Origin of the sequence: Methylobacterium indicum, assembly GCF_001043895.1 — a bacterium.
Taxonomy (GTDB): domain Bacteria; phylum Pseudomonadota; class Alphaproteobacteria; order Rhizobiales; family Beijerinckiaceae; genus Methylobacterium; species Methylobacterium indicum.
The window spans coordinates 1-14804 of the sequence record NZ_JTHF01000340.1; the positions used below are offsets into that span (position 1 = coordinate 1).

At 72.3% G+C, this 14804-nt stretch carries 12 protein-coding genes and 1 tRNA gene; 6 read left to right on the plus strand and 7 right to left on the minus strand.

All coding sequences use genetic code 11. From position 1 onward, the window contains the following. Window positions 1-117: 117 nt before the first annotated feature. On the minus strand, window positions 118-945 hold the full coding sequence (ygfZ, locus tag QR78_RS29485; RefSeq protein WP_048431185.1) for a CAF17-like 4Fe-4S cluster assembly/insertion protein YgfZ: 828 nt from the start codon (window positions 943-945) through the stop codon (window positions 118-120). 95 nt (window positions 946-1040) lie between these two features. Between ygfZ and QR78_RS29490 the strand changes: the two genes are divergently transcribed. The 4 genes from QR78_RS29490 to QR78_RS29505 all read left to right on the plus strand — a co-directional run bounded on the left by QR78_RS29490 (window position 1041) and on the right by QR78_RS29505 (window position 5413). Continuing rightward, window positions 1041-2381, plus strand: a complete 1341-nt coding sequence (locus tag QR78_RS29490; protein ID WP_048431186.1) for a dihydroorotase — start codon at window positions 1041-1043, stop codon at window positions 2379-2381. A gap of 336 nt (window positions 2382-2717) precedes the next feature. After that, a complete protein-coding gene (secG, locus tag QR78_RS29495; protein ID WP_048431187.1) occupies window positions 2718-3152 on the plus strand; it encodes a preprotein translocase subunit SecG in 435 nt (144 codons plus the stop codon). 155 nt (window positions 3153-3307) lie between these two features. After that, the gene (locus QR78_RS29500) at window positions 3308-4936 is read left to right on the plus strand and encodes a CTP synthase (protein WP_048431188.1); all 1629 of its coding nucleotides are present in this window, start codon (window positions 3308-3310) and stop codon (window positions 4934-4936) included. Window positions 4937-5167: 231 nt separating this feature from the next. Further along, entirely contained in the window at window positions 5168-5413 is a 246-nt protein-coding gene (locus tag QR78_RS29505) for a DUF2934 domain-containing protein (RefSeq protein WP_048431189.1), read from the plus strand. 16 nt (window positions 5414-5429) lie between these two features. On the opposite strand, the gene QR78_RS29510 is transcribed toward QR78_RS29505, so the two are convergent. Together QR78_RS29510 and QR78_RS29515 are read right to left on the minus strand one after the other, a co-directional pair. Then, window positions 5430-6683, minus strand: coding sequence for a M23 family metallopeptidase (locus tag QR78_RS29510; protein ID WP_089504270.1), 1254 nt, complete (start codon window positions 6681-6683; stop codon window positions 5430-5432). A 194-nt stretch (window positions 6684-6877) separates the two neighbouring features. Next, complete coding sequence (locus QR78_RS29515; protein ID WP_048431190.1) at window positions 6878-7342, minus strand: peroxiredoxin; 465 nt, start codon at window positions 7340-7342, stop codon at window positions 6878-6880. Window positions 7343-7608: 266 nt separating this feature from the next. Here QR78_RS29515 and QR78_RS29520 point away from each other — a divergent pair, with 266 nt between their 5' ends. Together QR78_RS29520 and QR78_RS29525 are read left to right on the plus strand one after the other, a co-directional pair. Then, on the plus strand, window positions 7609-11016 hold the full coding sequence (locus QR78_RS29520) for a YhdP family protein (RefSeq protein ID WP_125940058.1): 3408 nt from the start codon (window positions 7609-7611) through the stop codon (window positions 11014-11016). Window positions 11017-11091: 75 nt separating this feature from the next. Then, window positions 11092-11166, plus strand: a tRNA-Gly gene (locus QR78_RS29525). Here QR78_RS29525 and QR78_RS33360 read toward each other — a convergent pair. The 4 genes from QR78_RS33360 to QR78_RS29545 all read right to left on the minus strand — a co-directional run. Continuing rightward, window positions 11117-12184, minus strand: a complete 1068-nt coding sequence (locus QR78_RS33360) for a PLP-dependent cysteine synthase family protein (RefSeq protein ID WP_082173915.1) — start codon at window positions 12182-12184, stop codon at window positions 11117-11119. The genes QR78_RS29525 and QR78_RS33360 overlap by 50 nt on opposite strands. Window positions 12185-12279: 95 nt before the next feature. Then, window positions 12280-13296 carry an LLM class flavin-dependent oxidoreductase gene (locus QR78_RS29535; RefSeq protein WP_048431191.1) on the minus strand — a complete coding sequence of 339 codons (1017 nt, stop codon included), beginning with the start codon at window positions 13294-13296 and terminating at the stop codon, window positions 12280-12282. 4 nt (window positions 13297-13300) lie between these two features. Then, complete coding sequence (locus QR78_RS29540; protein WP_048431196.1) at window positions 13301-14236, minus strand: ABC transporter substrate-binding protein; 936 nt, start codon at window positions 14234-14236, stop codon at window positions 13301-13303. Between the two features lie 27 nt (window positions 14237-14263). Continuing rightward, window positions 14264-14804 (minus strand): type 2 periplasmic-binding domain-containing protein (locus tag QR78_RS29545; protein ID WP_048431192.1); only part of this gene is annotated, 541 nt, incomplete at its 5' end.

Below are 14804 nucleotides of genomic sequence, written 5' to 3' on the forward strand. Positions count from 1 at the left end.
GTCACCCTGCGCGATCTTCGATCGCCCCTACCCCTCTCCCACACGGGAGAGGGGATCCCCCGCATTTATGAATATGCACAGACGCATATATCACCCATAGATGTTCAAAAGTCCTTCTCACACCGGCCACGCGAAACTCGCGAAGCCCGGCTTCTCGACCTCCACTGTCCTTCCCCCAGCGGACACCGTCTCCCCCGCCGCCAGCGCCTCGCCGAGCCGGTCGATGCGCAGCATCGCGAGCCCCCGCGACCCGGCCCCGCCGCCGGTCTGGCCGAGGCTGCGCTCTCCGGCCGTGACCGGCTCGCCGGCCGGCGCCGCCTCGCCGTCGCGATAGACCACCGGCACGATCCGGGTGCGGGCGGTGCCGCGGTGCTGCATGCGCGACACCACTTCCTGGCCGACATAGCAGCCCTTCTTGAAATCGACTCCGCCGAGCTGGTCCATCAGCGCCTCGTGCGGGAACGCGTCGCCGAGCGGAAAGTCGGTGCCGGCCTCCGGCACGCCGAGGGCGATGCGATGCGCCGCATAGGCCGCCGCGTCGGCATCCGCCGCCGGGGCCTCGCCCTCGGGTGCGTAGAGCCGCCAGCCGAGATCGGCGAGGCGCCCGTCGCGCAGGGCGGCCGGCGGGGCCTCGCTCTCCCAGCCCGCCGCGACGGCGAGCGGACGGGTCTCGACCGTTACCTTCGCCCGCAAGCGGTAGAGCGTCAGGCGCTTGAGGAGATCGGGCGCCTTCTCGCGGGCGACATCGAGGTGGAAGCCGTCGGGCGTCCGGCTCACGAGGAAATCGAACAGGATCTTGCCCTGCGGGCTCAAGAGCGCGCCGAGCCGGGCTTCGCCCTCCGGCAGGGTCTTGACGTTGCAGGTCAGGAGCCCCTGGAGGAAGCTCGTCGCGTCGTCGCCGGTGACCGCCACGACGGCACGGTTCGGCAGGAGGGCAAGCGGCATCGGGGGTCCTTTGCTTGAACCGGGGGCGGGGCTGACATAAGCCGCCTGCGCCCGGCCCTCAATCGCGGTCCAGGGGCGAACGAGGAATGCGACCGATGAGCCAGAGCTTCGACCTCCTCCTGCGCGGCGGCACCGTGGTCAACCACGACGGCGAGGGTCTGGCCGATATCGGCGTCACGGCCGGGCGTGTCGCCGCCATCGGCGACCTGTCGCAGGCGTCGGCCGGCCGCACGCTCGATTGCCGCGGCCTTCACCTCCTGCCCGGCGTGATCGACAGCCAGGTGCATTTCCGCGAGCCGGGCCTCGACCACAAGGAGGACCTGGAGACGGGGTCCCGCGCCGCCGTGATGGGCGGCGTGACCACGGTGTTCGAGATGCCCAACACCGTGCCGCAGACGACCGATCCGGGCGCCCTCGACGACAAGCTGAAGCGCGCCCACCACCGGATGCATTGCGACTTCGCGTTCTGGGTCGGCGGCACCCACGAGAACGCCCGCGACGTGGCCGAGCTGGAGCGCCTGCCGGGGGCGGCCGGGATCAAGGTGTTCATCGGCTCCTCCACCGGCTCGCTCCTCGTCGAGGACGATGCCGGCATCACCGAGATCCTGAAGCGCACCCGCCGCCGCTCGGCCTTCCACGCCGAGGACGAGGCGATGCTGCGCGACCGCAAGGGCCTGCGGGTGCCCGGCGATCCGTCGTCGCACCCGGTCTGGCGCTCGCCGGAGGCGGCGCTGAAGGCGACCGAGCGCCTGGTGCGCATCGCCCGCGAGACCGGCGCCCGCATCCACATCCTGCACATCTCCACCAAGGAGGAGATGCGCTACCTCAGCCAGCACAAGGACGTCGCGACCTGCGAGCTGACGCCGCATCACCTGACGCTCGACGGCGATGAGGCCTATGCCCGCCTCGGCACGCTGGTGCAGATGAACCCGCCGGTGCGCGGCGCCGACCACCGCGACGGGCTGTGGTGGGGCCTGTCGCAGGGCGTCGCCGACGTCCTCGGCTCCGACCACGCGCCGCACACCCTGGAGGAGAAGCGGAAGCCCTACCCCGAGTCTCCCTCCGGCATGACCGGCGTGCAGACCCTGGTGCCGGTGATGCTCGACCACGTCGCCGCCGGCCGGCTCTCGCTGCAACGCTTCGTCGATCTCACCAGCGCCGGCCCGAAGCGCATCTTCGGCATCGCCCGGAAAGGCCGGCTGGCGGTGGGCTACGACGCCGACGTGACGGTGGTGGATCTGAAGCGCCGCGAGACCATCACCAATGCCTGGATCGCCTCCAAATGCGGCTGGACGCCCCATGACGGGCGCGAGGTCACCGGCTGGCCGGTCGGCACGGTGGTGCGCGGCCAGGCGGTGATGTGGGAGGGTGCGCTCACCGAGCCGTCGCGGGGTGAGGCGGTGCGGTTCGAGGAGGGGTTCCCGGCGCGGGGGTGAGGCGCGCTGGCCAACCCTCCCCCCCTCTGCGGGGGAGGGTGGCCTGCGGAGCAGGCCGGGAGAGGGGCAGCGCGACGCTGATTCAGAGGGCGCCCGTCAGAACGGTTCCGCCTCACCCGGAAGCGTGGTCCCCCTCTCCCGCCCGGCTCCGCCGGGCACCCTCCCCCGCAAAGGGGGGAGGGTTCGAGCGCGAGCAATCTACCCCTCCATTCCACCCACCACCCTTGGCTCCGGCGCACTTCTCGTATAGGAGCGCCCGGAATTGGAGGTCCGGACGCGTCCGCGTGCCGGCCGTTGCCACGTTGGCGGCCCGAACAGGGCCGGCCCGGAAGCCCGATGCAGACCGTCCTGATCGTCGTCCACCTGATCATCGTCCTCGCCCTGATCGGCGTGGTGCTGCTGCAGCGCTCCGAGGGCGGCCTCGGCCTCGGCGGCGGGGGCGGCACGCAGGGCTTCATGACCGGCCGCGGCCAGGCCAACGCGCTGACCCGCGCCACCGCGATCCTGGCGGCCCTGTTCTTCACCACCAGCATGATCCTGGCGATCATGTCGCACCGGGGCGCCGGCCCGCGCTCGATCTTCGAGGGCACCGGCACCAAGGCGCCCGCGGGCCAGACCGGCGCCCCGCCGGCCGGCAACGTCCTCGACCAGCTGCGCCAGCAGCAGGGCGACGCGCCGGCGGCCCAGACTCCTGCCGCGCAGACCCCGGCGGCTCCCGCGCCGGCGGCGCCCGCCGCTCCGGCCGCACCCACGGCGCCCCAGTCCCGCTAAGGCATCCCGCGAGCGACGGCGGCGCATCCGCGCCGCCGCCCCTCGCGGTCCCGAGAAAAATCCTGTGAGTCCGGCCGGCCCTGCCGCCCGGACATGTCCCCGTTGAGCTGGCGGCGTTTGGCAACCCGGCCACGCCTGTGTATGGAGCAAGTCCCATGACGCGGTATGTTTTCATCACCGGCGGCGTGGTCTCCTCGCTCGGCAAGGGTCTCGCTTCCGCCGCCCTCGCGGCCCTGCTCCAGGCCCGCGGCTACAAGGTCCGCCTGCGCAAGCTGGACCCCTACCTCAACGTCGATCCGGGCACGATGAGCCCGACGCAGCACGGCGAGGTCTTCGTCACCGACGACGGCGCCGAGACCGATCTCGATCTCGGCCATTACGAGCGCTTCACCGGCGTGCCGGCGACGCGGGCCGACAACATCACGACCGGCCGGATCTACCTCGACATCATCACCAAGGAGCGGCGGGGCGACTATCTCGGCGCCACCATCCAGGTGATCCCGCACGTCACCAACGCCATCAAGGAATTCGTCCTCGATGGCAACGACGCCTACGACTTCGTACTGGTCGAGATCGGCGGCACCGTCGGCGACATTGAGGGCCTGCCGTTCTTCGAGGCGATCCGCCAGCTCGGCCAGGAGCTGCCGCGGGGCACCTGCGCCTACGTCCACCTGACGCTCTTGCCCTACATCCCGTCGGCCGGCGAGCTGAAGACCAAGCCGACCCAGCACTCGGTGGCCGAACTCCGCTCGATCGGCATCCAGCCCGACATCCTGCTCTGCCGCTGCGACCGCGCGATCCCGCGCGAGGAGCGCCGCAAGCTGGCGCAGTTCTGCAACGTGCGCGAATCGGCGGTGATCGAGGCGCGGGACGTCGGCACGATCTACGAGGTGCCGCTCTCCTACAAGGAGGAGGGCCTCGACCGCGAGGTGCTGGCGCATTTCGGCCTCGAGACCGGCCCCGAGCCGAAGCTCGACCGCTGGCGCGACATCGTCGGCCGGATCAAGAGCCCGGAGGGCGAGGTCTCGATCGCCATCGTGGGCAAGTACACGGGCCTCAAGGACGCCTACAAGTCGCTGATCGAGGCGCTGAGCCACGGCGGCATCGCCAACCGGGTCAAGGTCAACCTGGAGTGGATCGAGGCCGAGGTGTTCGAGCGCGAGGACCCGGCGCCGTTCCTGGAAGGCCTCAACGGCATCCTGGTGCCGGGCGGCTTCGGCCAGCGCGGGGCGGAAGGAAAGATCCGCGCCGCCCGCTACGCCCGCGAGCGCAAGATCCCGTATTTCGGCATCTGCTTCGGCATGCAGATGGCGGTGGTCGAGGCCGCCCGTTCGCTGGCCGGCATCGCCGACGCCAACTCGACCGAGTTCGGCCCGACGCCGGAGCCGGTGGTCGGCCTCTTGACCGAGTGGATGCGCGGCAACGAGCTCGAGCGCCGCATCGCCGAGGGCGATCTCGGCGGCACGATGCGGCTCGGCTCCTACACGGCGGCCCTGGAGCCGGATTCGCAGATCGCCAGGATCTACGGCGGCACCCGCATCGCCGAGCGCCACCGCCACCGCTACGAGGTCAACATGGCCTATCGCGAGCGGCTGGAGGCCAAGGGCATGCGCTTCGCCGGCCTGTCGCCGGATGGCTTGCTCCCCGAGACCGTCGAGGTGGTGGGCCATCCCTGGTTCATCGGCGTGCAGTTCCACCCGGAGCTGAAGTCGCGGCCGTTCGAGCCGCACCCGCTGTTCCAGAGCTTCGTCGCCGCGGCGATCGAGCAGAGCCGGCTGGTCTGACGACCACGGCCCGGGCGCACGGCCCGGGCGGATGCCGTCCGGGCCACATCGGGGCCGCCCGGAGAGGCCCGAACCAACATGCGTTGATCGGCGGGCATCGCGCCCGCCCCGCGGCGCCGATCGACCGCGACAGCGATACCGACCCACGGTATAGGTTGCCCGACAACCGACCGTCCGGCCTAGGCCGGACCCGGCACGGGAACCTGACAGGCATGGGACGAGGTATCGGTGATGCGTGAGATTCCCCTGGCGGCGATCCGGGCCCGCGCCTACGACATCTGGGAGCGCAACCACCGCCCCGCCGGGTTCGAGATCCAGTTCTGGCTGCTCGCCGAGCGCGAGCTGCGGGCCGAGATGGAGAGCCGGCGCGACGCCGATGCGGCGGAATCCCAGATGGGGCAGGGGCAAACGGCCGCCGGGCAGGCCCAGATGGCCCAGGGTTCGCGCGGCAACCGGGCCGAGACGGTCGAGGGCTGAGCGCCCGCCCCGATCGTCAGCGGGCCGCCATGCGGGCGCCCGCCCGCAGGAAGCGCTGGGGATCGACCGGCTCGCCGTCGATGCGGGTCTCGTAGTGCAGGTGCGTCCCGGTCGAGCGGCCGGTGGAGCCGATCCGGCCGACCATCTGGCCCGCCGCCACCGCCTGGCCGGGTACCACCGTGATCGCCGAGAGGTGCGCGTAGCGGGTCGCGAGGCCGTGGCCGTGATCGACCTCGACCATGTTGCCGTAGCCGCCGGAATAATCCGTCATCGTCACCGTTCCGGCGGCGGTCGCCCGCGCCGGGGCGCCGTATTCCGACCTGAGGTCGATGCCGGTATGGAGGGCGAGGCCGCGGGTGAAGGGGTCGGACCGGTAGCCGAAGGTGCTCGACAGTCCGCCATCGACCGCGACCGGCCGGCGCAGCGGCAGGGAGCCGACGATGCGCCGCAGGGCATCGCGCTCGCCGAGGTCGCGCTGCGCCTGCAGCACCGCGGTCTCGAACGGTCCCGATCCGGCCGGCACCAGCGGGCCGCCGATCCCGCCGCCGCGGCGGTCGGCGAAGCGCCCGCCGTCGAGACCGGTCTCGGCCATCACCCCCCGCAGGCGCGCCGCCTCGCTGCGGCTGCGGGCCGCGAGGCGCCCGACCACCAGGCTCTGGCGCGCCTCGAACCCGTCGAGGGCGTGGCCGAGCGCCGTCATGCGGGCGCTCACCCCGGGAGCGGGGAGGGGCGCGCCCGTCTCCGCCTCGGTGCGCAGGCCGAGGGATTCCGGGGTCGGAGTCGGCGCGGGCGCGCGGGCGGGCAGCGGGCGGGCAGGCGGCAGGGCGGACAGGACGCCGTCCTCGTCCGTCGCCACGCCGGCCCCGCCGGCCTGCTCGGCGAGGCCCATCAGCATCGCCTGGCGGCTCTCCAGCGCCACCTGGCGGCCGGCGAGGTCGGCAAGCCGCGTCTCGACGCCGTCCTGTTCGAGGAGCTTCTGCGTCGCCACCCGGTCGAGCCGCGCCCGCAGGGCGCTGACCCGTTCCTCGTAGGCGTATTGCATCGCCGCCTGGCGCTCCATGAACCGGGCCAGGGCCTCGTCGCGAAACACGATGAACCAGGTCGCCGCGCTCGCCCACAGGGCGAGCGTCCCGAAGGCCAGGGCCGCGATCACCAGGGTCCGGCGCCGCACCACCCAGACGCGCTCCGCCGCGCCGGACGGGCGCGAGGCGGGCAGCCGCGCGGGCTCGGAGCGGAGCTGGGCCAGGAGGTCGGGGCGGGAGGAGAGCATCGGCGCGGTCCGGTAACCTGAGCCGAACCGTCGCGGGTTAAGGTTAAGGATGTCTCAAATGCGGGGTCCGATCCCCGTCCCGTCACGGCATCACGATGTCGCAACGGAAGGGGCGGCCGGGCCGTCCGGCGCCCGCCCACCTCCGGCTCGCGCGCGTCGTCCTCGGAGCGCCCCGTCGTCAGAGCGCCCCGTCGTCAGAGGGCCTTGGCGGCCGCCAGCACCGCGTCGGCGTGGCCCGGTACCTTCACCTTCGGCCAGACCTGGGCGATGGTGCCGTCGCGGTCGATCAGCACCGTCGTCCGCTCGACGCCCATGTACTTGCGGCCGTACATGCTCTTCTCGACCCAGACGCCGTAGGCCTCGAGCATCGCCTTGGTCTCGTCGGAGGCCAGCGGGAAGCCGAGCCCGTACTTCTCCCGGAACTTGTCGTGGCTCTTCATCGGGTCGGGCGACACGCCGATCACCACCGTGTCGGCCGCCGCGAAGGCGTCGGTCAGGGCGTTGAAGGCCTGGGCCTCCAGGGTGCAGCCGCTGGTGTCGTCCTTGGGGTAGAAATACAGCACCGCCTTGCGGCCCTTCAGGCCGGCGAGGCTCAGGGTCTCGCCGCCGGTCGCCGGCAGGGAGAAGTCGGGGGCGGGGTCGCCCGGGTTCAGCGCCATCGTGCCTTCCTTTCGGCCGATTGATGGTGTGCCTCTGGGTGAGGCGCCGCGGCGGCACGGGACCGGCCCGGCGCGCCGTCCGACGCCTTAGCGGCAGGACGTTACCCTCCGGTCACCGGACCGGGCAATCATTGGCGGAGGCCCCAGGCACCCGGATCCCCGGGGCCGGGTCCGGAACGGCGGCGCCCGCGGGCGCCCGGAGTGGCGGCGCACGCGTGACGACAGGTCGAGCGACACCAGGACACGCCACGCCCCAGGGGGAGCACATGGTGGGGGCCCATGCGGGCGAGCCGGCCTGTGCCGTGCCGGCCAAGCTGCGGCGCTCGCTCCTGCGGACCTGCATCCGCGGCGTGCTGTTCCTGAAGCTCGCGGCCGTGCTCCTCCTCCTGACTGGAATCGGCCTCGCCTACCTGCGCCTGGCGAGCGGCCCGATGAGCTTCGCCTGGCTCGAGCCCCGGGTGGCGGCGGGCATCGCCGAGCGCCTCGGACCGGGCTGGAGCGCGAGCCTGCACGACAGCGCCATCGAGATCGACCGCGACGGCGCGCTGGCCCTGCGCACTTCCAATCTCGACATCCGCAACCCGGAGGGCGACCTCGTGGTGCGGGCGCCGCTCGCGGTGGTCGCCATCGACCTGTGGTCGCTCTTCGGCCTCTCGGTCCAGGCCCGCTCGGTCGAGTTCCGCGACCTGCAGCTGCGGGCGCTCCTCCACCACGACGGCTCCATCGCCTTCGCGGCCTCCAACGACCCGGCCGAGGCCAAGCCCCATACACCCCCCGCGGTGGTGGCCGCCCGCGGCACGGTCTCGCCGGTCTCCGCCACGGTGGCGTCGATCCTGAGCGTGGTCCTCGATCCGTCGGGGGTGATCGGCAGCCTCGACCGCGCCCGCCTGACCAATGCCCGCCTGACCCTGCTCGACGAATCCGGCGCCGAGCGGGTGGTGTTTCCGCGGGTGGACGGCCTGTTCAGCCGCGACGCGACCCGGCTGGCCCGGGTGTTCGAGATGCGCATCGTCGGCCCGCACGGGGCCTGGCGCTTCGGCGGCGACGTCGAGGAGGCCGCCGATGGCGGCCGCCACGGCGTCCTCACCCTCGACGACCTGCCGGCCCCCGACCTGCTGCTGCTCTCGGGCCAGTCGCGCCTGCCCCTCACCACCGACCTGAAGCTGTCCGGCCGGGCCCAGGTGGCGATGCACGGCGCGCGCCTCGACCGCATGACCTTCCGGCTCGCCACCAGCGAGGGCAACCTCCTGATCGAGGAGAAGGACTTCAACCCGGTGACGATCGAGGCGGTGACGGTCGACGCCGCCTGGGACGAGGCCCTCCGGACCCTGAAGGTCGAGTCCCTCGATTATCGCGGCGGCGGCAACCGGGTGCGCCTCGCCGGCGAGTGGGCGGCCCCTGCCGATGGCGGCCCGGGCTGGACGGCCGCCCTGTCGGGCGCCGACGCGGTGCTGCGCGGCGCGGCCCCGGGCGACGCGCCGGTCAAGATCGCCAAGGTCGATGCCCGGCTCACCGGCCGCGACGGCGGCGTGCAGATCGACGGCCTGACGCTCGCGGGCGAGGGGGTGCGCGGCACGGTCAGCGGCACGCTCGGCACCAAGGCCGACGACGGCGGCCTGACCCTGCGCATCACCGCCGAGCGCACCGACGGGCGCGCCGCCCTGCGGCTCTGGCCCGAGAACGTCGCGCCGCCGATCCGGGCCTACCTCGTCGACAACCTGCGCACCGGTCGGCTCGACAGCCTCGACATCCTGGTCGACATGAGCATGGCCGAGTTCGCCGCCGCGACCCGCGGCGAGCCGATGCCCGACCAGGCGGTGCGGATCGCCTTCGCGGTGAGCGAGGGCGGGCTGACGATCTCGTCCGAGGCTCCGCCGCTCTCCCGCGCCCGGGTCTCCGGCCTCGTCACCGGGCGCAACACCACGATCCGCGGCGCCACCGCGGAGATCCGGATGCCGGACGGCCGGGCGCTCAACCTTCAGGACGGCTCCTTCGTCATCAAGGACGCGGTGCCCCACGACGTCTCGGCCCAGATCGGCCTGCGCCTGACGGGCGGCGCCGACGCGCTCGCCTCGCTCCTGCAGACCAAGCTCTTCCGCTCCCTCGCCGGCGCCGAGATCGACCCCGCGACCCTGCGGGGCCAGGCCGACCTGCGCATCGATTTTCCGCTCTCCCTCGAGGCGGTGCCCGACATCGCCGATCTGCCGGTGACCCTGAGCGGCAGCCTCACCGACATCGTCGCCGACCGCATCGTCGGCAAGGAGCGCCTCGAGAACGGCCGCTTCACGGTCGCCTACGACCGGGGCGGCTTCAGCCTGAAGGGCGACGGCCGCCTCGCCGGGGCGCCCCTCACCGTCGATTTGCACCAGGCCAAGGCCGGGGCCCCGGGCGAGGCGGTGGTGACGATGGCCCTCGACGACGCGGCCCGGGCCCGCAAGGGCCTGCCGACCGCGCCCCAGCTCGCCGGGCCGGTGAATGCCCGCTTCGTCGTGCCGGTCGGCCGGCCGGGCAAGAGTCCGATCCGGGTCGAGGCCGACCTCGCCCGGGCGAGCGTCGACGGGCTCCTGCCGGGCTGGACCAAGGCCGCCGGCAAGCCCGGCCGCCTGACGCTCGCCCTCACCGAGACCCCGCAGGGCAGCGAATTGCGCGACATCGCGCTCGATTCCGGCCAGGTCCAGCTGCGCGGCAGCGCCTTCCTCAGCGCCGAGGGCGGGTTCGAGCGGGCCGACCTCACGAGCCTCAAGCTCTCGCCGGGCGACGACATCCGCGCCCAGGTCGAGCGCAGCGGCAACGGCTACCGGATCACCGCCAAGGGCGGCGTCGCCGATGCCCGCCCGTTCCTGCGCACCATGACGGCGCCGCCGCGCAAGGGCGGGCGGGACGCCAATCCCCGCGACGTCGAGGCCGATCTCAGCTTCGCGATCCTCACGGGCTTCAACGACGAGGCCCTGACCAATGCCAGCCTGAAGCTGTCCCTGCGCGGCGACGACCTGCGCCAGGCCCGGATCCAGGGCCGCCTGCGCTCGGCCGGGGTGAGCCTGGAGGTGGGGAAGCCCGACCGTTCCAGCCCGCCGGTGCTCAACGCCGAGACCAGCGACGCCGGGGCGGCGCTCCGCTTCCTCGACATCTACAAGCGCATGCAGGGCGGCTTCCTGTCGCTGCAGATGGGCATGAACGACGGGCCGCAATCGGGCCTCGTCCAGATCCGTTCCTTCGCGCTGCGCAACGAGCCGGCGCTCGGCCGGATCATGGCCCAGAGCGAGGAGGGCACCGACCGGCGCAGCGACGCCAACGACGTCGGCTTCGACCGCCTGCGCGCCGCCTTCCAGCGCACCGGCACCCGCGTCGCCTTCTCGGAGGCCGCGATCTCCGGCCCGGCGATGGGCTTCACCCTCGGCGGCTGGATCGACACCGCCAAGGACCGCACCGACATCGCCGGCACCTTCGTGCCGCTCTACGGGCTCAACAACGTGGTGTCCCAGGTGCCGATCTTCGGCCCGATCCTCGGCGGGGGCCACAACGAGGGCCTGTTCGCCATCAACTTCCGGGTCGCCGGCGCGATGAGCGCGCCCAACATCAGCGTCAACCCGCTCTCGGCGATCGCCCCGGGCTTCCTGCGCAAGCTCTTCGGCGCCGGCGGCGGCGATCCCACCACCGCGCAGGCCCCCCGCTAGACCCCGCCGCGCCGCCCCGGACGCCCGCAATTCGGGGTGGACAGCGCCTGGGCGAGACCGTATGACGAACCCGCTGCGGGCGTAGTTCAGTGGTAGAACGTCAGCTTCCCAAGCTGAATGTCGTCGGTTCGATCCCGATCGCCCGCTCCATATTTTTCAATGGCTTAGGCTGTGGATGAAGTGCCCGCCAGGGCGCGGATACCAGATTGATACCAGCCGCAGCCCTACAAGGGGCTGGTATCCGACCCGCCATGGCTTCATCCCGTACACCGTCTGTCCGAGGGCCGGCACGTATCCCCTGACCCTTGGAGGACGGACACGCGAACGCCGGCAACGGCTGGTCGAAGCACGTTGGCACGACTGCCCGCCCTCCAGCCTTGACGACGGCAGGGGAGGGGTGGATCTCGCAAGGGATGAACGCATCGACGACGCCCGCGTCGAAGTTCGCCGGCAGCAGGCCCGCCTCGATCCCGGTCACGCAGTGCACGCCCTCGACGGGATCGATTTGTGGCCGCTCGCGCGTCGGGACCGATCCGTGGGCCGGCTCGACCGCCACCACCGTCACGCTCGGCTTGCTTGCCTTGAGGAAACGGCCGGTGCCGGAGATCGTGCCGCCGGTCCCGATCGCCGCGACGAGGATGTCGACGGCACCGTCCGTGTCACGCCAGATCTCGGGGCCGGTCGTGTCGTGGTGGATGCGGGGATTGGCCGGGTTGGCGCGCTGGTCGGTGTAGAAGGCGTCGGGATTCTCGCGCCGCACGCGGTCGATGATCGCGTCGACACCGCCGGGCGCCAGGAACTCCGCATCGTCGATCGGAACGGTCTCGGCGCCGTAGCGCTCGATGAGCGCAACCTTCTCGTGGCTCGTCGAGGTGCGCAGGTCGAACTTCGCCCGGTAGCCCCGGGCCGCGGCGAGCGCCGCGAGGCCGATTCCCGTATTGCCGCTTGTGAGCTCGACGAGGAGTTGCCCCGGTACCAGCCTGCCCTCGGCCTCGGCGGCCTGGACGATGCCCCAGGCAGTGCGGTCCTTGATGCTGCCCGCCGGGTTCAGTGCCTCGATCTTGGCCAGGATGCGGGCCCGAAGGCCTCGCCGCTCGCCGAAGCGCCGGAGCTCGAGGAGCGGCGTGTCGCCGATGAGGGCGCCGAAATGGTCGCGTGGATCGTCCATGACCTCTCCTTGGACCTCTCCTTGTCGAGCCTCTCGCCCGCCGTCGTCGGGCCGCAACTCGCCTCGGCGACGACCCGTCCCGGCTGCGGTCGGGATCACGCCGCAGCCCAGCCGAGCCTGGGCGCGACGAGGGTCGCGACGTCGGCGAGGATCTGGCGATAGTCGTCAGCCGCGAAGTTGTAGGGCAGCTCCACCCGCAGGGTGTCTGCGAAGGGGAGGATCGGGTCCGCGCGCAGCCGCTCGACCAGCTCGGCGGCGGGGCCGACGAGATCCGGTGCGAACAGGGTGCGGCGCTCGCCTTGCGGGGCGAGGGTGCGGGCATGCCGGCCGGCGGCGAAGGCCCGGTAGTGCTCGCGCGTCGCGGCGTCGGCGCCGTCGGTCGGCAGGATCACGCGGCCGACCGCGATCCGGGGAGCGCCCGTACCGCGCCAATGGGCCCGGAAGGTCGCGACGTGGCGGGCCTGCACGGCGAGAAAATCGTCGGCTTCCTCGGCGGTGTTGATGTTGCCGACGAGAAGATGGAGGCCGTTCTCGGCCGCCCAGCGCACCGAGCGCAGGGATCCGGCACCGTACCACAGCCGCTGGCGCAATCCCGGCGCGTAGGGCCGCAGGCGGGGCCGGTGGCTGCCGGCGGCCGAGACGATGCGGGCGTCCGGCTCACCGAGCCAATCGCCGTCGAGGTTGGCAGCAAGGCGCCCGACGCGGCCGTGCGAGGTGTCGACCGCGTCCGGGTCGCCGTCGTGGAAGCGCTCGCCGAGGAGGCTCCCGTGAGGCGGCGGCCCGGCGCTGAGACCGACCTCGAGCCGGCCTCCGGACAGGACGTCGACGAGGGACAGGTCCTCGGCCAGCCGGAACGGATTCTCGTAGCCCATCTGGATCACGGCGACGCCGAGCCCGATGCGCCGCGTGCGCTGCGTGGCGGCGGCCAGGAAGGTCGCGGCCGAGGAGATTCCGGGCTCGAGGTGGCGCTGGCGCACCCAGGCGCCGTCGAAGCCGAGTGCCTCGCCCTCGGCAAGGAGCGCGAGGGTCTCCTCGAGGCCTTTGCGCGGATCGGCGTCGTCGTAATTGCCCGGTACCAGGAAGGTGAGGCGCGGAATCGCGAGAAGCGCCATTGCATCAATACTTCGGCAGGCCGGCCGGGTTGGTCTCGGAGCGCGGCAGCGCCTCCTCCTCCAAGCCCCACCGCGCCAGAGCCTGATGATACTTCCCGTTCGCGATCAGGCCGTTGGTGGCCTGCGTCAGCGCATCGACGAGGCCGCTGCCTTTCCGGGTCGCGATCGCTACGTCCGATTTGAGCGGCCAGCCGGCGCTGAGCGTGCCGACCCGCCGGATGTCCCGGTCGCGGGCCGCAACGAAGACGAGCTGGGCGTGCGGCTGCACGACTGCGTCGGCCCGGCCCGAGCGCAAGGCGACGAGGCGCGCGGCCTCGTCGTCGAAGAGCTGCAGGTCGATGGGCTTCAAGCCCGCCGCCACGTTCTGCCGGCTCCACTCGACCAGGATGCGCTCCTGGTTGGTGCCGCCGCCGACGCTGATCGTCAGACCCGCCGCGTCCTTCGGCTCAGCGATATGGTCGATCCGGCTGTCGGCGCGCACGAAGAAGCCGTGCAGGCCCTGCCGGTAGGTCGAGAAGTCGAACTTCTCCTTGCGCTGCTCGGTGACGCCGACATTCGAGATCACCGCGTCGTAGCGCCCCGAGGCGAGGCCGAGCGGCCAGTCGGCCCAGGCCACTGGGACGAGGGCGAGCTTGAGGCCGAGGCTGTCGGCGACGAGCTGGGCGAAGTCGGGATCCGCGCCGATGACGGTTTTCGCATCGGTCGCGTAGGTGCCGAGCGGGGGGCCGCCCGGGGTGATCGCCACCGTGAGGGTGCCCGGCTCGACGAACCGGTACCCTTTCGGGAGCCGGGCGACCGCCGCCGGGTCGGCCTCGGCGCGGACCCGGCCGGGCTGCTCGGGCCCGAGGTCGAAGGGGGTGCCCTGCGCCGCGGCGGGCAGGATCGCTCCGGCGCAGGCCGCGCCGACGAGCAGCGAGAAGAGCTGGCGCCGCACGCGCATGAACATGCTCATGGGGATCTCCGGCTGTCAGGCTCGCGGCAGGCCGGGCGGGTTGGTGCGCGATTCCTCGATCGCCTCGGCCGAGAGGTTCCAGCGCGCCAGCGCCTTGCCGTAGGTGCCGTTGCGGATCTGGGTGTTGATCGCGTGCGTGATGCCCTCCGCGAGGCCCGCCCCCTTCCGGGTCGTCACGGCGATCTCGGCCGCCACCGGCCAGCCGCCGCTGAAGTTGCCGGCGAGCCGCGTCTTGCCCTCGCGGGCCGCCTTGAAGCTCAGGAGGGCGTTGGGGCCGAGATAGGCGTCGGCGCGGCCCGACTCGAGGGCGAGGTAGAGCACCACGTCGTCGTCGTAATACTGCGCCTCGACGGGCTTGAGGCCGGCCTTCACGTTCTGGTCGTTCCAGCGCAGCAGGATCTGCTCCTGGTTGGTGCCCGAGGAGACGATGACCTTGAGCCCGGCCACGTCCTTCGGCTCCCGGATGACGAGGGGGTTGCCGGCCTTGACGTAGAAGCCGAGCAGGTCCTTGCGGTAGGTCGAGAAGTCGAACTTCTCCTTGCGCTGCTCGGTGACG